The organism is Butyricimonas synergistica DSM 23225 (assembly GCF_000379665.1).
GTDB classification, from domain to species: domain Bacteria; phylum Bacteroidota; class Bacteroidia; order Bacteroidales; family Marinifilaceae; genus Butyricimonas; species Butyricimonas synergistica.
The window spans coordinates 24,611-44,477 of the sequence record NZ_KB903367.1 but is presented as its reverse complement, the minus strand read 5'-3'; the positions used below and the strand labels follow the sequence as shown (position 1 = coordinate 44,477).

At 45.8% G+C, this 19,867-nt stretch carries 20 protein-coding genes; 10 read left to right on the top strand and 10 right to left on the bottom strand.

Annotation, left to right across the window (positions count from 1 at the left end; all coding sequences use genetic code 11):
- Positions 1–51 precede the first annotated feature (51 nt).
- Positions 52–672 (top strand): hypothetical protein, encoded by a 621-nt coding sequence (locus A3CY_RS0112655; RefSeq protein WP_018338289.1) that lies wholly within the window; start codon positions 52–54, stop codon positions 670–672.
- A gap of 119 nt (positions 673–791) precedes the next feature.
- Here A3CY_RS0112655 and A3CY_RS0112650 read toward each other — a convergent pair whose 3' ends face one another.
- Positions 792–1,793: an ornithine carbamoyltransferase gene (locus tag A3CY_RS0112650; RefSeq protein WP_018338288.1), complete on the bottom strand. Its 1,002-nt coding sequence runs from the start codon at positions 1,791–1,793 to the stop codon at positions 792–794.
- 151 nt (positions 1,794–1,944) lie between these two features.
- Entirely contained in the window at positions 1,945–2,913 is a 969-nt protein-coding gene (locus A3CY_RS0112640) for a carbamate kinase (protein WP_018338286.1), read from the bottom strand.
- 248 nt (positions 2,914–3,161) lie between these two features.
- On the opposite strand from A3CY_RS0112640, the gene A3CY_RS0112635 reads away from it, so the two are divergent.
- From A3CY_RS0112635 to A3CY_RS0112610, 6 genes are all read left to right on the top strand, one after another.
- Positions 3,162–3,473 carry an FtsB family cell division protein gene (locus tag A3CY_RS0112635; protein ID WP_051082733.1) on the top strand — a complete coding sequence of 104 codons (312 nt, stop codon included), beginning with the start codon at positions 3,162–3,164 and terminating at the stop codon, positions 3,471–3,473.
- A 4-nt stretch (positions 3,474–3,477) separates the two neighbouring features.
- Positions 3,478–3,903, top strand: coding sequence for a Holliday junction resolvase RuvX (ruvX, locus tag A3CY_RS0112630; protein ID WP_018338284.1), 426 nt, complete (start codon positions 3,478–3,480; stop codon positions 3,901–3,903).
- A 1-nt stretch (position 3,904) separates the two neighbouring features.
- Positions 3,905–4,465, top strand: a complete 561-nt coding sequence (gene def, locus A3CY_RS0112625) for a peptide deformylase (protein WP_018338283.1) — start codon at positions 3,905–3,907, stop codon at positions 4,463–4,465.
- 17 nt (positions 4,466–4,482) lie between these two features.
- Complete coding sequence (locus tag A3CY_RS0112620) at positions 4,483–6,426, top strand: ComEC/Rec2 family competence protein (protein ID WP_018338282.1); 1,944 nt, start codon at positions 4,483–4,485, stop codon at positions 6,424–6,426.
- 72 nt (positions 6,427–6,498) lie between these two features.
- A complete protein-coding gene (gene trkA / locus A3CY_RS0112615) occupies positions 6,499–7,842 on the top strand; it encodes a Trk system potassium transporter TrkA (protein WP_018338281.1) in 1,344 nt (447 codons plus the stop codon).
- Complete coding sequence (locus A3CY_RS0112610) at positions 7,839–9,287, top strand: TrkH family potassium uptake protein (RefSeq protein ID WP_018338280.1); 1,449 nt, start codon at positions 7,839–7,841, stop codon at positions 9,285–9,287. The genes trkA and A3CY_RS0112610 overlap by 4 nt, the downstream gene beginning before the upstream one ends.
- A gap of 49 nt (positions 9,288–9,336) precedes the next feature.
- Here the strand turns inward: A3CY_RS0112610 and A3CY_RS0112605 are convergent, their stop codons facing one another.
- The 8 genes from A3CY_RS0112605 to A3CY_RS0112570 form a co-directional block, all read right to left on the bottom strand.
- Positions 9,337–9,945, bottom strand: coding sequence for an L-threonylcarbamoyladenylate synthase (locus A3CY_RS0112605; protein ID WP_018338279.1), 609 nt, complete (start codon positions 9,943–9,945; stop codon positions 9,337–9,339).
- 10 nt (positions 9,946–9,955) lie between these two features.
- Positions 9,956–10,612, bottom strand: a complete 657-nt coding sequence (fsa, locus tag A3CY_RS0112600; protein ID WP_018338278.1) for a fructose-6-phosphate aldolase — start codon at positions 10,610–10,612, stop codon at positions 9,956–9,958.
- Positions 10,613–10,720: 108 nt separating this feature from the next.
- The gene (locus A3CY_RS0112595; RefSeq protein WP_018338277.1) at positions 10,721–11,968 is read right to left on the bottom strand and encodes a YeiH family protein; all 1,248 of its coding nucleotides are present in this window, start codon (positions 11,966–11,968) and stop codon (positions 10,721–10,723) included.
- A gap of 88 nt (positions 11,969–12,056) precedes the next feature.
- On the bottom strand, positions 12,057–12,437 hold the full coding sequence (locus A3CY_RS0112590; RefSeq protein ID WP_018338276.1) for an SRPBCC domain-containing protein: 381 nt from the start codon (positions 12,435–12,437) through the stop codon (positions 12,057–12,059).
- Positions 12,438–12,498: 61 nt separating this feature from the next.
- A complete protein-coding gene (locus tag A3CY_RS0112585; protein WP_018338275.1) occupies positions 12,499–13,092 on the bottom strand; it encodes an OmpH family outer membrane protein in 594 nt (197 codons plus the stop codon).
- A gap of 90 nt (positions 13,093–13,182) precedes the next feature.
- Entirely contained in the window at positions 13,183–13,815 is a 633-nt protein-coding gene (locus A3CY_RS0112580; protein WP_155828322.1) for a peptidase associated/transthyretin-like domain-containing protein, read from the bottom strand.
- A gap of 28 nt (positions 13,816–13,843) precedes the next feature.
- Entirely contained in the window at positions 13,844–14,464 is a 621-nt protein-coding gene (locus A3CY_RS0112575; protein WP_026207619.1) for an RNA polymerase sigma factor, read from the bottom strand.
- Positions 14,455–15,585: a glycosyltransferase gene (locus A3CY_RS0112570; RefSeq protein WP_018338272.1), complete on the bottom strand. Its 1,131-nt coding sequence runs from the start codon at positions 15,583–15,585 to the stop codon at positions 14,455–14,457. The genes A3CY_RS0112575 and A3CY_RS0112570 overlap by 10 nt, the downstream gene beginning before the upstream one ends.
- A 129-nt stretch (positions 15,586–15,714) precedes the next feature.
- On the opposite strand from A3CY_RS0112570, the gene A3CY_RS0112565 reads away from it, so the two are divergent.
- The 3 genes from A3CY_RS0112565 to prmA all read left to right on the top strand — a co-directional run bounded on the left by A3CY_RS0112565 (position 15,715) and on the right by prmA (position 19,839).
- Positions 15,715–16,905, top strand: coding sequence for a 6-phosphofructokinase (locus tag A3CY_RS0112565; RefSeq protein WP_018338271.1), 1,191 nt, complete (start codon positions 15,715–15,717; stop codon positions 16,903–16,905).
- Positions 16,906–17,574: 669 nt separating this feature from the next.
- Entirely contained in the window at positions 17,575–18,936 is a 1,362-nt protein-coding gene (locus A3CY_RS0112560; RefSeq protein WP_018338270.1) for a TrpB-like pyridoxal phosphate-dependent enzyme, read from the top strand.
- Between the two features lie 51 nt (positions 18,937–18,987).
- Positions 18,988–19,839 carry a 50S ribosomal protein L11 methyltransferase gene (gene prmA, locus A3CY_RS0112555; RefSeq protein ID WP_018338269.1) on the top strand — a complete coding sequence of 284 codons (852 nt, stop codon included), beginning with the start codon at positions 18,988–18,990 and terminating at the stop codon, positions 19,837–19,839.
- Positions 19,840–19,867: the final 28 nt, after the last annotated feature.

Here is a 19,867-nt window from a genome sequence, read left to right as displayed (position 1 = left end):
TAGTACGCGGCAAGGTGACAGGTACGGAAAACTAAAAAACAAGAAAGCATTATGCCGATTATTGACTTGGAAAAACTGGATAAATCACGCGGCAGGAAGACGGGAGATGATTTCCGCGGCGAGAATGACGGGATCGTTACGCGTAGAAGCAGGAGCGTGAGGCGCGTGCAAATGGTGAATCACGTTTGGACCGCCCTCAATATATTCAAGTTGCAACCAGCGTGGCAAAACGAGGCAAAGAGGCGAGAGATGAAAGGGAAAAATTTATTCATGCAAGAAACCTATTTCGCCTACGACGCGAATATGCGTATCGGCATGTATAACGCCATGCATTTCAGCACGGGAAACCTGGTGCGGCTTCGCAATCCCCGCCTGGTTGATAACGAGGACGGGAGCTGCACGCTCACGTGGCAGCCCAATGTCGAGGGGAAAAGGGCGTTTCTTGACGACCGCTTACGCGTGATTGTTTTGCGGGAGAGTAACCCGGATGTTTTCGCGGAGATCGCGGGGATCACGGCGCGGCGGGCGGATGGGCAAGTGACATTCCACGCACGCGATAACAAGGAATTGTCGGGTGCGGCACACTTGTACGCGTTTTTCATGTCGGCAGACGGGAAGGAGTTTTCGCCGGACGAACATTTCGTCAGCGGCTGGGATGAACCGGTCGCGTGATCTCGAGCGAGAGATGATGCCTCGCGGAAAGCGAAATAGAGAAGCCCGCTCGACGACAAAATCAAGCGGGCTTCTTTTATACTATCATACCGGGCATTTCTACCGGTTCGCTACAAGTGTTAGTCACCTAAAGTAGCCACCATCACGGCTTTGATCGTGTGCATGCGGTTCTCGGCCTCGTCGAACACGATGGAGTTCTCCGATTCGAACACTTCCTCGGTTACTTCCAAGCCGTTCATCCCGAATTGCTTGTAAACGTCACGACCTACTTGGGTTTCCAGGTTATGGTATGCCGGCAAGCAGTGCATGAATTTGCAGTTCTTGTTTCCTGTCAAATCCATCACGCGTTTGTTCACCTGGTAAGGAGTCAACAATTTGATACGCTCTGCCCATACTTCGGCGGGCTCGCCCATGGATACCCACACGTCGGTGTACAAGAAATCGCAACCTTTTACGCCTTCTTCCACGTTGTCGGTTATTGTCACCGTCGCGCCGGTTTCTTCTGCAATAGCCTTGCAAGTAGCCACCAGTTCGGCATCCGGCTGCAATTCTTTCGGGGCAACGATACGAACATCCATACCCATTTTGGCTCCACCGACCATCAAGGAGTTACCCATGTTGAAACGGGCATCACCGAGATAAGCGAAAGTCACTTTGTTCAACGGTTTGTCGGTATGTTCCATCATCGTCAGGAAGTCGGCAAGGATCTGGGTCGGGTGGAATTCGTTGGTCAAACCGTTCCACACGGGTACTCCCGCGTATTGAGCCAGCTCCTCAACGATAGCCTGCCCGAAACCGCGGTACTCGATACCGTCATACATACGACCTAGCACGCGAGCCGTGTCTGCCATGGATTCTTTCACGCCGATCTGTGACCCGGAGGGACCGAGATAAGTCACGTGGGCACCTTGATCGTGAGCGGCGACCTCAAACGCGCAACGGGTGCGGGTAGAAGTTTTCTCGAAAATCAAAGCGATATTTTTACCTTTTAAACGAGGTTGTTCGGTTCCGGCATATTTTGCCTTTTTCAGGTCGGCAGCCAAATCCAACATGTATTTGATCTCTTTCGGGGTGAAGTCCAACAACTTCAAGAAGTTTCTGTTTCTCAAATTAAAAGCCATAACTTTATTTATTTTAGATTTATGATTTTAGATTTTAAATTGAAAGGATTCTCCATGTTCCTTCCCGTTGTAAAATTTCGTCAAAAATACAACATCCAATCGAGAATAAAAAAACATTTTCAATTTTCAATTCTCCATTTTCAATTTTCAATTATCTTCTGTCGTCCTCGTATTCCATCGTGATCTTGGAACCGTAACGACGGTCTTCCAGCTTGGTCGCTTCCGTGATCACGGATTTCTGCCCGCCATTCTTCACGAAACGCAAGCAAGCGCGAATCTTCGGCGCCATGCTTCCCTCGGCGAACACGCCTTCCTCGAGGTATTTCATGGTATCGGCATAATCGAGGAACTCGAGTTTTTGCTGGGACGGTTTCTTGTAATCCTTGTAAATATAAGGTACGTCCGTCAGGATGTAGAACTCGTCGGCTTTCACTCTCGTCCCGACCATGGCGGAAGCCAAGTCCTTGTCGATGACGCCTTCCAGGGGTTGAATATCCCCGTTCTCGTCGATATACACGGGGATACCGCCGCCGCCGGTTGTAATCACGATGTTGCCTTCGCGAGCCAAACGCTCCACGAGGTCGGCATTCATGAAATCTTTCGGGTCCGGGGAAGGTACCACGCGGCGCCATCCGCCTTCTACCTTGATTTCTTCCTTGAAAATCCAACCTTTTTCCGCGGCTAATTTATCCGCCTCCGCCTTGGTATAGATTTTACCCACGCGTTTCGTGGGGTTCTGCATTGCCGGGTCGTTCTTGTCCACGATTACCTGTGACACCATGGAGATCACGTTGCGTTGCAAACCATGTTCTTTCAAGATATTACGCAAGTTACGCTCGATCATGTACCCGATCTGCCCTTGCGTGAAAGCCACGCAGGTATCCAGCGGCATTGCCGCGTTGCCATACATCTCGGCCCCGGCAGCGTTGTCCATGAGCACGTTTCCTACTTGCGGACCGTTCCCGTGCGAGATAATCAAATTGTATCCATCTTTAATCAAGTACACCAAATTTTCCAACGTGTCTACCGTGTTGGCATTTTGCTCCTCGATGGTTCCTTTCTGGTTTCCTCTTAAAAGAGCGTTTCCACCTAACGCGATTACCGCTAACTTCTTTTCCATTTCTAGTATTTTATTGTTATTCTTCTTTTTATCTATAAATTCTGAAAACACAAAGCTAATGAATTTAGTCACACGAAAAATAGGGAAAGTTCTTTTTTATTAATTTATAAAACACTGAAAATGAATGCGATGTATAAATATTCCCGCCGTTTTTATAAATATGCAGCGCGAAATCGTGATTTTACCCGTATGGAAAAAAATTACACGGGGATGCATCTTAACCATCTCTTTTTTTGTACCTTTGCATCATGCAAGACGAAAACAAAGAAACATCGAGGAATTTGTTTCAGCGATTTGCAAACAAATACACGATAGTGGGGCTGCTATTTGTTGTTTGGATCGCGTTGTTCGATAAATATAGTTTTATCGACCAGCTACAGTTGCGCGCGAAAATCAGCCAGATGGAGAAGGAGAAGAAATACTACCAGAAGAAGATTGAAGAGGACAAACGCAAGAAAGATGAGTTGTTGGGAAACAGGGATAACCTGGAGAAGTTCGCGAGAGAACAGTATTTGATGAAGAAAGAAAACGAGGATATTTTCATTATCGTAAAGGATTAGGGTATTGGGAAGAATTGTTGCTATCGATTACGGGAAAAAAAGGGTTGGCGTGGCGGTTACTGATCCATGCCAGATCATCGCCAACAGTCTCACGACGGTCAAATCACACGAGATATTACAATTTTTACAGGATTATTGCTCGAGAGAAAAAGTAGACCTCATTGTCGTGGGGCATCCCAAGCAAATGGACAACTCGGACTCGGAAAGTATGGCGTATATCAAACCGTTCCTCACCGCGCTCAAACGCAAATTCCCGGATATTCCTATTGTCATGTATGACGAACGCTTCACCTCTGTCTTGGCACACAAGGCGATGATCGAGGGGGGAGCCAAGAAAAAACAACGTCAGGATAAGGCGATTATCGATGCCATTAGTGCCACGATCATATTGCAATCCTACATAGAATCACAAAGAAATATGAATTTTTGATATGCTGTTACCTATTTACATTTACGGACATCCGGTACTTCGGAAGGTATCTGAAGACATTACCCCGGAATACGAGGGGTTGGGCAAACTGCTCGAGGATATGTGGCAAACCATGTACGAGTCGGACGGGGTAGGACTCGCCGCTCCCCAGATCGGGAGGAATATACGCGTTTTCGTCATTGACGGGAACCCGTTTGAAGAAATTGACCCGGACTGCAAGGGTTTCAAAAAAGCGTTTATTAACGCGCATATACTGGAACGCTCGGGGGAAGAAGTTCCCTTCAACGAGGGATGCCTAAGCATACCCGGCATTCACGAGGACGTGATGAGAAAAGACCGGATTAAAATTGCTTACCGGGACGAGAACTGGGAGGAACACGTGGAGGAATTCACGGGAACCCGTGCACGCATCGTGCAACACGAGTATGACCACCTGGACGGCATCGTGTTCACGGACCACCTGTCCGCATTGAAAAAACGCTTGCTGAAAGGGAAATTGAGCAATATCAGTGCCGGAAAATTTAAACAAAACTATCGGGTGGTTCTACCGAAACTGAAATAAAGGAGGGAGGGAGGTTCATGCATCCTATCCACTGGCACCGGTACCCGTACCTTTTCCTCGTGATCCCTTTGATTTCGGGTATTCTGGCTAGTGAATACGTTGCATTCGTCCCTTCCCGGATGATTCTTTACACGCTGATCGGTTCGCTGCTTCCGCTCTTTTGTGCTTCCCGGATGCCCCGGGGAAGATACTTTTATGCCGTTACATTTTTGTTCCTTTTCTTGACAGGCGTGTATTGCCACCGCCCCCTCGACCTTTCGTTTACTCCCGGGAAAGTTTACACGCTAGAGGGGCGTTGCACGCGGATCATACCTCCCGACAAGGCTGTCATCTCGTCGAACGGGATACAAGTATTTACACAATACGGAGATTCCGTTCGTTTTTCTATCGGGGATTCGCTTTTGCTGAATGCCAGGATTTATCCCTTGACTTCAAGCGGGAATCTACATGAATTCGACTACAACACGTACCTTCGCCATCAGGGTATCCAAGCAAGGTGCGTACCTCTCTCGCCCCCGAAACACACGGGGCACTCGGAAGACATTCGTTCCTTTTGCCATTCTTTACAAGAATCCCTACAACATAAATTAGCCGCAATTGTTCCTGACAGCACAACTTACAATCTACTCACGGCTCTCTGTCTCGGCAACCGCCAAAGCCTTGCCCCGGACACGAAACAATTATTCCAAGACACGGGAACCATCCACCTGCTCGCCATTTCCGGATTACACATCGGGGCAATCTATCTCTTGCTACTTTACGGGCTGCGCCTTCTCGGCTTCAAGAAACGCAAATACACGCTCGTGCTGATTCCCTTATTATGGCTGATCACGGGGATTACCGGATTGTCGCCCTCCGCTTGCAGAGCCGCCACGATATTGAGTTTTATTATCGTCGGGGGAGCATTTCAACTGGATTATGTACCACTGAATGCCATAGCCGCCGCGGCATTCTTCACGTTGCTTATACAGCCGGAACTGCTTTATTCCGTGAGTTTTCAAATGTCATATGCCGCCTACACGGGTATCACGCTTATCTATCCGTTGACTGTTATCAAGAAAAAAGACCTCCCGCCGGTTGTCCGGAAAGTTTACACCCTCCTTTGTATCAGTTTTTCGGCACAGATACTGACCCTCCCGGTTATGGCCTATCACTTCCACGTGATCAATTTGAATAGCATTCTGTTCAATCTCGTTGCCGTTCCGGTAGCGACATTGCTACTTTATCTTGGCATCGCGTTACTTGCTTTACCTGTATTTATAAGTGCATACCTCGCGATGCTCTTGACAGGGATTACATATGCCCTGCTGCATTGCCTCCGGATATTTTCCCGTATCGCCATAAACCTGCCGGACTTACACCCGACTATTTTCCATATCATATTGATATACACGATAGCCTTGCTAACCATTCTTTACCTGAGAAATCGCCAGCGACGGGGACTGCAATTACTTTGTGGCGCAGTTTGCTTACTCGTTACTTTTACTTACGGACATACCTTCTACCGGCAAAACCGGCAAGAAGTCGTCGTGTACAATCGTTACCGACACTCCACGATACTGTTAAACCACAAGGGATATTACACGTTTTTAAAAAACACGGACAATCCTTCACGGCAATTGGCTTACACGAGGGCGAATAAGTTACATCCGTTAAGAGGAAGCGATGGCTTTATCGGAAAGGGAATCACGTACGCGGACAACCAACTATACATACGCGAGCAAACAATCACCATAGCCGATCACCTTCACCCGGAGTTACCGGGGCAAGGCACCTTAATTATCACGGAGAATATCTATCCTCCCACGGAAATGACAAAGAATTCATATCCTCATCAAATCATTCTGGATCAATCCAATTCTCCCCGATGCACCCAAGCATGGGATGATTTTTGCCGCGAAAGACAAATCCCCTTGTTCAAGACAAAGGAACTAGGCTCTATCGTGATTCCCTTAGAATAAAAATTGCCACATTTTTCTATGTTATTCGGATTATAATTCTTTATTTTGCCAGTTGATTAACACTTAACAAAAATGGACATAGTAATAGCGGGAGCCGGAGAAGTAGGGACACATCTCGCAAAAATGCTTAGTAAGCAAGAACATAATATCATGTTGATTGACAATGACGAAGAAAAGCTGGAATTACTTGAAAACCAGCTGGATGTCATGTCTATCGTGGGATCATGTACCTCCATCGGCGCACTTAAAGATGCCGGTGTTCGCAAATGCGACTTGTTCATCGCGGTAAATCACCAGGAAGATCAAAATATCAACTCGGCAATCCTAGCCAAAAAATTGGGAGCGAAACAGACTATTGCACGAGTAAATAATAGTGAATACCTGGAAAATGAAAACACGGAATACCTGAAAATGATCGGCATCGACTCGTTGATCTATCCGGAACGCTTGGCAGCGGAAGAGATTGTCGCTTCACTAAAGCAAAGCGGTTCCCGGCAACTACACGAGTTCTCGGACGGTCGCCTGCAATTATTGGGTATCAAATTATGGGATAACGCTCCTGTCCTCAACCTCACCTTGATAAAAATGGCAGAGAGATACGGGGCACAACACTTCCGCGTGGTGGCAATCAAAAGAGCCGAACGCACGATCATCCCCAGGGGAAACGATTCTTTCCGTTACGGGGATCTCGTGTTCATCGTGACCAAACCGTTTTATGTCCCGAATGTTTTCGCCCTTTGCGGCAAATCCCAGTACGAGGTCAAGAATGTCGTCATCGTGGGAGGCTCCCGTATCGGGATAAAGACGGCTTCCTTGCTCGAGAAAAACTATAACGTTAAGATTATCGAGAAAGACCGGGAGAAATGTATCCTCATCGCCGATAAATTAAAATCGACCCTGGTCATCAACGGCGACGGTCGGGATCTTGCTTTGCTACGAGAGGAAGGGATTAAGAACACGGACGCTTTTATCAGCGTGACGCATTCTTCGGAAACCAATATCCTCTCTTGTTTATTAGCCAAAAAATTGGGAGTTAAGAAAAGTGTCGCGGAAGTAGAAAATATCGACTATATCGACCTTGCCGAGAACATCGGGATCGGAACACTGGTAAATACGAAATTGATTGCCGCCTCACACATCTACCGCTACACGATGAACGTGGACGTGAAACACTTGAAATTCCTCACCTTCTCGGAAGCAGAGGTATTCGAGGTTACGGCTGAACCCGGCTCCAAGATCACCCGGAAAACATTGGCAGACATGAGCTTTCCGGAAAATGCTACCGTGGGAGGTGTCATTCGCAACGGGGAGGCCATTATCGCCAAAGGGGATGTTCAGATTGAAGCGGATGATAAAGTTGTAATTTTCGCCTTGCCCAGTGCGGTAAAGAAAGTAATCAAATTGTTCCAAAAATGATTAACTTTAGGTTCATTACCAACATTATAGGAAAACTCCTACTCGTCGAGAGTGCCTTTTTGATACTTTGTATCATTGTTGCCGTGATATACCAGGAAAATGATATGATGGCATTCGTGTATTCTTCTGCCATTACGCTTGCAGCCGGAAGCCTGATGGCTTTCACTGTCAAGGTGAAAGATCGGGTACTTGCCAAAAAGGACGGATACTTCATTGTTACCAGTACGTGGGTGATGTTCACCATATTCGGCTGCCTTCCTTTCTTGTTCGGGGGTACCATTCCTTCCATTCCGGATGCCATATTTGAAACGATGTCCGGCTTCACGACAACGGGGTCAAGTGTCGTAAACGATATTGAAGCCCTACCGCACGCCACTCTATTCTGGCGTTCGCTGACTCAATGGATGGGGGGACTAGGAATTATCGTTCTGTTGCTGGCGATACTGCCAGGTCTGGGTATTGAGGGGCGCGACCTCTTTGTTGCCGAGGTCCCCGGTCCCACGCATGACAAATTCACGGCAACTTTCACTTCCACGGCACGGCGTATGTGGTATCTTTATATATCTCTAACGGCTGCAGAAACCTTGCTTCTTCTACTGGGTAACATGGACTTGTTTGATGCTATCTGCCACTCGTTCACGACCATGGCTACCGGGGGATATTCCACGAAACAGGATAGCCTTGCCTACTGGAATTCTTCTTACATCCAGTACATTGTCACCATATTCATGTTTATTGCCGGAACGAACTTCGGTCTGCTATACATCTCGCTTCACGGGAAAATACGAAAATTATTCCGTGATGAAGAGTTCAAACTGTACCTCTTCATTATCTTGATTTCGAGTGCTATCATAGCCAGCGTTTTGTATTTCAAAGGATACGACGATTTGGAATTAAGTATTCGGGAAGCCTTGTTCCAAGTCGTTTCGATCATCACGACAACAGGTTTTGCCACGGCGGACTACTTGTTATGGCCTCCTTTATTAGGGGTCATTATATTCGTACTCTTGTTTATCGGGGCTTGCGCGGGCTCCACTTCCGGTGGTCTGAAATGCATCCGACTGAATCTGCTATTCAAGAATTCGTTCATCGAGATGAAGCGAATCATACACCCCAACGGGGTCATCAATGTAAAGTACAACGGAAAAAGTATTCACCCGAACATCATGACAGGAGTCATGGGTTTCTTTATTCTCTACATCCTTATTTTCGGGATATCGAGCGTGATTATGTCTTTGTTCACCGAAGATATTGCCACCGCTTGCAGTGCCGTCATTACCAGCATGAGTAATGTAGGACCGGGATTCGGGGAAATCGGTCCCATGAGTAATTTCGCTCATTTGAACGATTTTGCCAAGATTTTCCTATCCATCCTGATGATGGTGGGACGTTTGGAAGTATTCACCGTGCTGGTATTATTCAGCAGAGCTTTCTGGAAAAAGTAATCGTTTATAAAATAAAAGAGAGGCTTCGTTCCGAAGCCTCTCTTTTATTTTATAACTCACCCAATCCCTGTCGGGAAACTACAATCTCGTCACCGGTACAATCTATCACGGTAGAAGGAACGTTATTCCCGTATCCTCCATCAATAACCAAATCGACCAGGCGACCATATTTCTCGTGAATCAATTCAGGATCTGTGATATATTCCTCCACCTCACCTTCCTCCGCCTTCACGGACGTTGTCAACAGCGGACCTCCCAATTCATCCACGATAGCTTGCACGATAAAATTTTTCGGGATACGAATACCGATCGTCTTACGTCTATTCATCAGAGCATTAGGCAATTTATTGGTAGCAGGCAACACGAACGTGAAAGGTCCCGGCAGATAGTGTTTCATCAACCGAAATTCCTCGTTAGTTACCTTAGCATAAGCCGCGATATTCCCCAAATCCTTACAGATCATGGAGAAATTAGCCTTTTCCGGCTTTACTTTGCGGATAGCCGATACACGCTGTACGGCTTTCACGCTATTAATATCACACCCGATCGCGTAAATAGTATCGGTCGGATAGATAATAACACCTCCATCACGTAAAAGCTCAACGATCTTTCGAATTTCCCTATCGTTAGGGTTATCCTCGAATAAACGTACAAGCATGATTGTAGATTTACGAGTTTACTTTCTTGTGGTCAGCCAGGAATGTTGCCAAACCGGAATCCGTCAACGGGTGTTTCAACAAACCTTTGATAGCGCTTAACGGACAGGTAGCCACGTCGGCACCAGCCTCAATACATTGTATAATATGTTGCGTGTGGCGGATCGAAGCAGCCAATACTTGAGTATTGAACCCATAGTAAGCATACATATCCACGATCTTCTCTACCAGCTCGATACCATCGCTGCTGATGTCATCCAAACGTCCCACGAAAGGAGAAACATAAGTCGCACCAGCCTTAGCTGCCAGTAAAGCTTGTCCCGGAGAGAACACCAATGTGCAGTTCGTACGGATACCTTTATTCGTGAAATATTTAATCGCCTTGATTCCATCGGCAATACAAGGAACTTTCACCACGATATTCGGATGCAAAGCTGCCAAAGCTTCCCCTTCTTTAATCATCCCCTCGTAATCCGTGGCAATCACCTCGGCACTTACGTCACCATCCACGATATTGCAAATCTCAACGTAATGTTTTTTACAATTCTCGTCACCTTTAATACCTTCTTTTGCCATTAATGACGGGTTAGTTGTTACTCCGTCCAATACACCAAGGTCATTTGCTTCCCGAATCTGGTCAAGATTTGCCGTATCAATAAAAAATTTCATCTTCTATTATTTTTTGCGTTTAACTTCAAAAATTATGGACAAAATTACAAACAATATCGGTAATCCAATCATATTTAGTTTATAAAGTTTATAAACTTCACGAACTGACTAGGCAATAAGCCCGAAAAGTATCCAAGCCACGAACAACGTGAACACCACGTTAAAAGCTTGTGCACCCAGGAAAGCATACGTGGAGCGGCGATTCTCGGAAGTTATCAGACTTTTGAAATCGGTTTCCAAACCGATTGACATGAAAGCAAGAGCAAACCACATCCCCTGTATATTTTTCAATATCGGTTTTGCTTCCGAAACGACCTCCGGACTCACGAGAAAAGAGAAGACGAGAGAAGCCGCAACGAATCCTAACACGAATTTAGGAAAACGCAACCAAATTACTTTCAACGTCGGTTTCTCTTCTGCCACATCCTTTTTCGAATACGACCAATAGATACTGATTAAAAAAGCAGCAACGCCCAAAAGCACGTTCTGCGAGAACTTCACGATCGTACTGGTTTGCAAGGCGACCTCTCCGTAGATAGCTCCCGTGGCTGCCACGGCTCCTGTTGTATCGATTGTTCCCCCAATCCAAGCCCCCGCCATATCTTCCGGCAACCCCATCAACTTTGCCAAACCGGGCATGATCAAGATCATCGGCACGGCGACCACCAACACGAGGGATACCACGTATGAAAGTTTCGTTTTATCACCCTTTATTGCCCCAGCGGTTGCCACGGCAGCCGAAACCCCACAAATGGACACGGCACTGGAAAGCATCAGTGACATCTCTTTATCAATCTTCATCTTGCGGCACAGCCAGAAGCAAAAATTCCATACAGTGAAAACCACCACGCAAGACTGAATCAGCCCCAACGCCCCGGCTTTCAACAAATCGTCGAAAAGTACGGAAGTACCCAATAGTACCAAACCGATCTTCACGAACAACTCAGAGGAGAGCGATTCTTTCAACCACTTGGGAATAGAAAACACATTACTAATAAAAAGCCCAATCAAAAGACTGAATATCACGGTTTCAAATCCCCAATCTTTCAAGAACTTATTCCCCCCTACCACCATAGCCAAGAGGGTCAGAAAGAAGACCACGGGAAAACTCGCAGCAACGGTCTTCCACTTTTTCCCGGCAAGACATCCTGCCAGTAATGCCATGAAAAACATGAAGCAAAAGACGATTAAAGCGTGCCCCACGTTATCCAAGGTAAACACTTTATTTATTAATGCATCGGCATCAGGCCAACTGAATGAAGGCCAATGCGGTTTCAATTGAAATACGATCAAAAGGATGATAAACCATCCGACGATAGTAGAAGTCCAATCTTCCGAAATCTTTAACTTGCTCATGTGGAAATCTATTAATTAGTGAATAATATACCGGGCAAAGTTACGATCGGAAGTCGAATGTATAATCCGTATTTTTACTGATTTACACTTAGTACATTTCCAGCATCCCCTTTATAGAGCCCAAGTAGTATTCTTTCCACCCTTCCACGATCTCCTCGAATACATCGTCCGGAATATTCGTGTGCTCCAGCTCCACCCGGGTCTGCGATCCCTCTTTTTTCAATTTCAAGGTCACGATGGAACGCTCCTCCGTCTCGCCAAAGAACCATTCTTGCACCAGCAAACGATTGGGCTTTACTTCCAAGTTCACCCCGCATATATCACCTTCCCACAAGGAAAAAACAAATCCTTCCTCCGCTTTCATTTCTGCAGGATAACCACTCCATATTTCTATCTGGAAAGGATTGGTCAACGCCGTGAACACTTCCTCCGGGTCTGCTGCAATATCTACCGTGTATTTAAAGTTCATCTTCTGTTATATGATAAAAGAAAAGGCTGATTGCTCAGCCTTTCCCTGTATATTTTTCTGCCTATTTTTTCGGGTATTGGGCATTCAATAAGTTTACAACCTCGTTGGTAATGTCAAACCCTTTTTGGGCAAACAACACGTTACCACCTAACGTTGTGCTCAGGATCAACTCATAGCCCCGTGATTTATTATAATCGGTAAGGAAGTCCGTGATGGCATCGTACAATTTACGATTGATTTCCATTTGTTCCCGTTGGGCATTCTCGCTCATCTCCTGTTGGAGTTTTTGCAGGTTTTGTTGTTTAATCAACAACTCGGTTTGAGCCTGTTCTGCTCTTTCACGGGTAAGGAATCCATTATTCTCCACTCTGCGTTGGAAATCAGCCACTTCCCGATCAAGATTCTTTGCCTTCACATTCAATTCAGTACGATTCGCTTCCAATTTCTTCAAAAACGCCTCGTTCAACTCCCTTGATTGAGTATAATTATTGAGCAAAGTGTCCATGTTAATGTAGACTATTTTTGCCTCTGCATTCACAGTTGCAACTCCGTCTTGACTGCCCGTACTCTTACCATTCCCGGAGAAATGTAATATATACAAAACGATTACAGCAATCAGCAATAACACATTTAATCCTATCGACAAATTCTTCATAAAAACGTAACTTTGATATTAATAAATCGATTCACTGAAAACTTTGCCCACACGTGGCTTGTTTCGAATACAAAGATAATCTTTCTTCTTTTAGTTATCCGATTTTTCTCTTTTTTCTATATAAAAAATTTTCTTTAACAGGTCAATTTCCTCTGTTCTTATCACTTTGCCTTTGTCCGCCATACGGCGTGCCCGCATCAAGCCCTGCAACGCGGTAAGCGTATTTGTACCGACACCCAACTTCACGTCGACCATGCCCTTCATCTCCACCCGACGGGCGAAATCATTGATTACCATTTTCTGGTTCATTTCCCGATCCATCTCTTTCACGGGACGAGATGCGGCATGAACTGCCTGATTCATATTATTACGGGCATTTATCAAGTTGGCGTCCATCTTGAATTCCTCCATGAAAAAACGAGGCAATACCATGACTTCCGCCAATTCTATCGTATCTCGTACCATAAAAATTCCCAGGAGATAATCGTCTTTTTTCAACGTGTCGGATACGACAACCCTTACACTCTCGAAACCGATATGCGAGAAGTATAGAGTGTCACCGACTTTCACGTGCACGGAGAAGCGCCCTTGTTTATCTACCCCCCGAACTGCCTGCCCCAAACGATAGACCGCCTCGGGCAAAGGCTGCACACTGTCACGGTCACAAATCACGCCTGTCAGAAATATACTCTTGTCACTCGTGTTTTGTCCCCGTAAACCCAAACATAAAAAGATCAAAAGAATAAGAAGACTACGCTCTCTCATTTTCTCTGGCTATCTCGGTGTTCTGTAAAATATTCAGCAACAACTCTCTAGCCCGAAACAATTGAGCTTTCACAGTCCCTAACGGAATCCCCAGCTCCTGAGCGATCTCCTCGTAAGAATATTCCTCAAAATAACGCAATTCAATCAACTTACGATAGCGCCCTTTCAACATGGCAACTTTCTCTCTCATGAACTCCGCCCTTTGGTTGCGAATCGTTTCCTCCTCCGGAGTCAACACGTCAGCCGGAATACTATTAATATAGCCGCGATCATCCGGATTGATGTCATCCTTATCCAAGGAAACAATCTTTGCTTTCTTCTTCCGGATAAAATCAATCGTGTTGTTGGAGGCGATTTTAAACAACCAAGTACTAAATGCGAATTGAGGAGAATAGTAATTCAAACTCCCGAAAGCCTTCTCGAAAGCTTCGAACATCAAATCCTCTGCGTCTGTCCTATTATTTACCATCTTCAGTATCATAAAATATACTGAATCCTTATACCTTTTAAATAACTCGGCATAGGCTTTTTCATCTCCCGTAATAGCCCTTTTCACGATCTTGTAATCGTAGAGGGCTTTCTCTGACAAGTTGTTTGTTAGCTCCATTTCCTCCTATTAAAAAATGAGTATCCATTCCAATACCATCGATAAACGAAACCGATAGTGCTAATAATAAACGAAGTTAGGAATAATTTTTTTTGTTTCAGACAAATAGCGCAAATATTTAACAATATAAAGTCTGTTAAAAATGCCACAGCCACTATCGCGAATATATATATCGGATATAGACCCATGATAACTAAATAAATAGCAAGTGCATAAAATAACAAACGCACTATCATACCTTTATCTGTCCCTAATCTCTCCGTCATTGTCAATCTCATCTTGCTAGCATAATAATATGATATTTCGTTTACGTCTCCTTTTTTGTCACTTTTATCAATTATCACGTATGTGTCCGGGATTTTTGTCATTTTTATTTTTCCAAACTTCGATAATTCCCTAACCATATCGTTATCGTATCCCAAATACGACTGAGAGTTCTTCGCAAACCCTCGATTACTGATGTAATACGATTTTCGGTAAGCCATGTTACATCCATCCCCGAAAATATATTTTTTATTTTTCACCAAAACCATCATTTCCAGGAAACGAAGAAAACGAAAAGCACGCCATGTAGCAACCAAATGTTCCTCCGGTTCGTAATTTGCATAACCTACAACCGCCGCGGTGTTTTTATCGAAACAAGCTTGCATGGTCTTTACCCAATGCATCGTGGCAGGCCTGCAATTTATCTCTGAAAACAACAGAATGTCGTATTTTGCGGCAAGCACCCCAATATTTATTGCCAGTTTTTTCGTGAAACGAAATTTCGTGTCAGGATAAATACGCGTACTCCTTAATTGTGGATAATCCTTCTGAATCTCTGCCAACACGTCCTGCGTGTCGTCCTCGGAACACTCGTCAACCACGATAACCTCGAATTTATCATACGCCTGCATCAGGAAACTAGGCAGATTCCTCCGCAATGCCTCCGCGTTATTATGGGCGGTAATAATGACAGACACGCCTTCCTGCTCCGGCTTATCAAGCGGTTTCCCTCCCCGGTACACGATAACAACCCGCCGGATCATCAGGTACATATAAACGCATAACAACATGAGCAATAGTATTGCCCAATACTTCAACATTCCCGATTCTTCCCAAAATACTTGCAAACTCTCCATTTCAAATAATAATATGTTTTCTCGATAAAAAACGGACAAATATAGTCACTTTAATAACGAAATTAACGTATTAATTAAATAATTTCATGTATATTAGTTCGATTTTACTAACATAAAGCTACTACAATTATGATACCACAAAAAACAAGAGGAATCATAGGAATACTCACCGGAGGAGGAGATGTTCCCGGTTTAAATCCCGCCATACGGGCAGTGACTATCAGAGCCTTACGCGAAGGTTACAAGGTTATCGGGATACGAAGAGGCTGGGGTGGTCTGATTGACATCGTGCGGGACCCCGAATACGACAACTCGAATAACTTTTTCGAGCTAACCGAAGAAATCGTGAACAAAGCCGGGCGCACCGGAGGCACGTTCCTTCACACATCAAGGACTCGAGCGTCCCATGTACCTAGAGCTAATGTCCCCAAGCACTTGCAAGACAAATACACGGATGACATCAACGACCTAACACCCGAAGTTCTTAAAAATCTCGAGTTCATGGGCATCGACTATTTAATTCCGATCGGGGGCGACGACACGTTGAGTTACGCTGTCCGCCTGAGCCAGGAAAGCGTCAAGGTGGTCGCCATTCCCAAAACGATGGATAACGACGTGCCGGGAACAGATTATTGTATCGGGTTCAGTACCTGTATCACCAGGACGATTGCGCTCACGCACGATTTGCGCACCTCTGCCGGGTCTCATGAACGCATCCTCGTTCTGGAAGTCTTCGGTCGCTATGCCGGTTTCACTGCCATGCTGCCCACGTTGGCAGGAGCAGCCAACCGTTGCATGATCCCGGAATACGAGTTCAACATTGAACGCCTGACAGAACTACTCTGCGAAGACCGCTTCACGAACCCGAGTAAATATTCGGTAGTCCTCGTGTCAGAAGGAGCTACCTTCTCCGGGGGCAACATGATCTTCCAAAGCGAAGAAACTGATATGTTCGGGCACAAAAAACTCGGGGGTATCGGTAACATGATTGCCGAACAATTGAAAAACCTTACCCCGCAATTCAACCACGGGCAGGTAATCAACACCATCACTCAAAAATTAGGCTATCTCGTGCGCTGCGGCGATCCCGATGCCCTCGACTCCATCGTCCCCATGGCATACGGGAATTTAGCCCTTGACCTTATAAATAAAGGACTACACGGACGCTTGGTCATCCTTCGTAACGGACGCTATGACAACGCCCCGATTGAAATCGTGACTAGCAGTAAAAAGCTGGTTGATGTTCAGAAATTTTATCACACAGAAAGGCTCCGACCGAAATACAACAGTTTCGAATTCATGCCACAAATGATATTATAAAAACAAACACCCCTTACCGGGGTGTTTGTTTTTAATTAATACTATCAACCTCCACGACTACTTCCGACTCCTCGATGACAGCACCTGCCGGTTGTTGGTTTTCATTATAATTGACAGCATGTTACAAAAAGGTGGGTCACCATCACGGCCCCACCTTGACAAATTTAGAATTTTCAAAAAATTGTTACGGAAATCATAACAATATCTTATGTAACACGTTAAAACTCACAAAAGAAATGCCTCCGGACTCTATTAAACTAAGATCCCACTCCGAATTTAATACGTGCATCGCACGCCGGAGGCAATCTCTTCCGCGCAATACACGTTCTTTTATCTTAATTCGAGTGGGATGCTGCAAATGTAAGCAATTAATTCCACAAACGACGAAAGTCGAACGCAATTTTCTTGCCTGAATTAATATCTAACAACATTATTTCTTATTTCGGATTTGGAAAAAAGAAAATCAATGGTTAGTTTTGTAGCCACAAAAGACAAAAAAGACATGATATACTATCAACACATAGCCCTTACGTGGTGGTGGCACCTCTTTAAACTTCATAGTAAACAATGAGGTTATGTGATTGTATTGCATAATTGAAAATATAGAGAGAGCCTATTGTTTACTGACAATAGGCTCTCTCTTTTTTATTCACCATTAAATCAAAAAACATGAAACAGATCAAGAAAATTTTGCTCACGGAGCAAGAAATGCCGACAACATGGTATAACATTGCGGCAGATATGCCAAACAAGCCCCTGCCGCCGCTCCACCCGGGCACGAAACAAGCGTTGAAACCGGAAGACCTCTACCCGCTGTTCGCCGAAGAACTGGCAAAACAAGAGTTTTCCATGGAACGCTACATCGAAATTCCCGACGAAGTGCAAGATTTGTACAAGATATGGAGGTCTACCCCTCTCGTGCGGGCATATGCGTTAGAGAAAGCACTCGATACCCCGGCAAAGATTTATTTCAAAAACGAGGGCACCAGCCCGGCAGGTTCACACAAGCCCAACACGGCTATCGCCCAAGCTTATTATAATTATAAACAAGGTATCAAACGAATCACCACAGAAACCGGAGGGGGACAATGGGGTACGGCACTTAGCTTTGCCTGTCAGCATTTCGGGCTAGACCTGAAAGTCTTCATGGTGAAAGTCAGCTACAACCAGAAACCTTACCGCAAACTGATGATGAACACATGGGGGGCCGACGTTATCCCCTCCCCGAGCAATCTCACGGCTGCCGGAAGAAAAATCCTGAGCGAGCACCCCGACTCCCCCGGAAGTTTAGGAATCGCTATTTCCGAGGCTGTAGAATTGGCGGCACAAGACCCGTTCACGAACTACTCGCTGGGTAGCGTGCTGAACCACGTGTTGCTACACCAAACCATCATCGGGGAAGAAGCCCTCCTACAAATGGAAAAAGCAGGAGACGAGCCGGATATCGTGATCGGTTGCTTCGGCGGCGGATCAAACTTCGCCGGAATCAGCTTCCCGTTTATCCGCCGCAACCTGAAAGGAGGCAAACACACGCGGGTTATTGCCGTGGAACCGCAATCCTGCCCAAAACTTACGCGGGGACAATTCCAGTATGACTTTGGCGACACAGTAGGACTCACCCCGCTGCTCCCCATGTACACGCTGGGACACGACTTCCAGCCAGCAAGCATTCACGCGGGAGGCTTACGCTACCACGGGGCAGGCGTACTGGTCAGCCAATTGCTAAAAGACCGACTCATGGAAGCCGTGGCTATCCCGCAACTGGAAACCTTCGAGGCTGGCATCCTGTTCGCTAAAACCGAGGGAATCATCCCCGCCCCGGAATCTACCCATGCCATAGCCCAAGCTATCCGGGAAGCCAAGATAGCCAAGGAAGAAGGGAAAGCCAAGACCATTCTATTCAACCTATCCGGACACGGCATGATCGATCTGTTCGCCTACGAGCAATACCTGGGAGGCAACTTGCAGAACTTCGAACTCTCCGACCGGGAAATCGCCCGTTCGTTGAATAAACTCGAGAATCTCATCTGAAGAGCATAGCTATCTGATTTTTTGCTACATTTGCAAAAAAAATCAGATAGCATGTTTTATACAGAACTTACTTTCCATATCACTCCCCACGTGGAGGACATCGCCGACGCGCTTATCGCCGAACTAGGAAACCTCGGGTATGACAGTTTCTCGTACTCCGACGATGGTTTCAAAGCCTACATTCCCTCGAAAGATTTCAAGGCAGAACAAGTTGAAGAAATGGAACTTCTCACTTTCTTCCAATCCTTGTACACCATAACCTGGGAGAGAGCCGAAATCGAAAATCAAGACTGGAATAAAATATGGGAAGAAAACTTCACCCCGATACTCGTGCAAGATCGCATCCTCGTGAGAGCTGGTTTCCACCCAACCATCGAAGGCATCGAGCATGAAATCATCATCGACCCGAAAATGAGTTTCGGAACCGGACACCACGCCACCACCGCACTGATGCTGGAAACCATTCTCGACATGAAACCCCGCTTCGCGGGCAAAAAAGTACTCGACATGGGTTGCGGGACTGGCATCCTTTCCATCATGGCAGCACAAGCCGGGGCAACCGACCTCACGGGTATCGACATTGACGACTGGGCATACAACAACGCCATGGAAAACATCGCCACCAACAAGGTTCGGAACATCCGTATCCTGATTGGCGATGCTACTTTACTGGACGGCAAAGACCGTTATGACATCATCCTGGCAAATATCAACCGCAACATACTGCTCAACGATATGCACGCCTACGTGAACGTACTGAACCCGGAAGGTTATCTCATCATGAGCGGTTTCTACACGGAAGATATCCCCATGATACGGGACGAAGCAGAACGCCTGGGACTCACGTACCAATCGCACAAGGTGAAAGACAACTGGACTGCCGTTATCTTTCAATACCTGTAACTCTGCAACTTGCAACCGGCAACGTGGC

Coding starts and splice junctions, on each gene's coding strand:
- A3CY_RS0112655 (WP_018338289.1), top strand. CDS start 52: ATGCCGATTATTGACTTGGAAAAACTGGATAAATCACGCGGCAGGAAG.
- A3CY_RS0112650 (WP_018338288.1), bottom strand. CDS start 1,793: ATGGCTTTTAATTTGAGAAACAGAAACTTCTTGAAGTTGTTGGACTTC.
- A3CY_RS0112640 (WP_018338286.1), bottom strand. CDS start 2,913: ATGGAAAAGAAGTTAGCGGTAATCGCGTTAGGTGGAAACGCTCTTTTA.
- A3CY_RS0112635 (WP_051082733.1), top strand. CDS start 3,162: ATGCAAGACGAAAACAAAGAAACATCGAGGAATTTGTTTCAGCGATTT.
- def (WP_018338283.1), top strand. CDS start 3,905: ATGCTGTTACCTATTTACATTTACGGACATCCGGTACTTCGGAAGGTA.
- A3CY_RS0112620 (WP_018338282.1), top strand. CDS start 4,483: ATGCATCCTATCCACTGGCACCGGTACCCGTACCTTTTCCTCGTGATC.
- trkA (WP_018338281.1), top strand. CDS start 6,499: ATGGACATAGTAATAGCGGGAGCCGGAGAAGTAGGGACACATCTCGCA.
- A3CY_RS0112610 (WP_018338280.1), top strand. CDS start 7,839: ATGATTAACTTTAGGTTCATTACCAACATTATAGGAAAACTCCTACTC.
- A3CY_RS0112605 (WP_018338279.1), bottom strand. CDS start 9,945: ATGCTTGTACGTTTATTCGAGGATAACCCTAACGATAGGGAAATTCGA.
- fsa (WP_018338278.1), bottom strand. CDS start 10,612: ATGAAATTTTTTATTGATACGGCAAATCTTGACCAGATTCGGGAAGCA.
- A3CY_RS0112595 (WP_018338277.1), bottom strand. CDS start 11,968: ATGAGCAAGTTAAAGATTTCGGAAGATTGGACTTCTACTATCGTCGGA.
- A3CY_RS0112590 (WP_018338276.1), bottom strand. CDS start 12,437: ATGAACTTTAAATACACGGTAGATATTGCAGCAGACCCGGAGGAAGTG.
- A3CY_RS0112585 (WP_018338275.1), bottom strand. CDS start 13,092: ATGAAGAATTTGTCGATAGGATTAAATGTGTTATTGCTGATTGCTGTA.
- A3CY_RS0112575 (WP_026207619.1), bottom strand. CDS start 14,464: ATGGAGCTAACAAACAACTTGTCAGAGAAAGCCCTCTACGATTACAAG.
- A3CY_RS0112570 (WP_018338272.1), bottom strand. CDS start 15,585: ATGGAGAGTTTGCAAGTATTTTGGGAAGAATCGGGAATGTTGAAGTAT.
- A3CY_RS0112565 (WP_018338271.1), top strand. CDS start 15,715: ATGATACCACAAAAAACAAGAGGAATCATAGGAATACTCACCGGAGGA.
- A3CY_RS0112560 (WP_018338270.1), top strand. CDS start 17,575: ATGAAACAGATCAAGAAAATTTTGCTCACGGAGCAAGAAATGCCGACA.
- prmA (WP_018338269.1), top strand. CDS start 18,988: ATGTTTTATACAGAACTTACTTTCCATATCACTCCCCACGTGGAGGAC.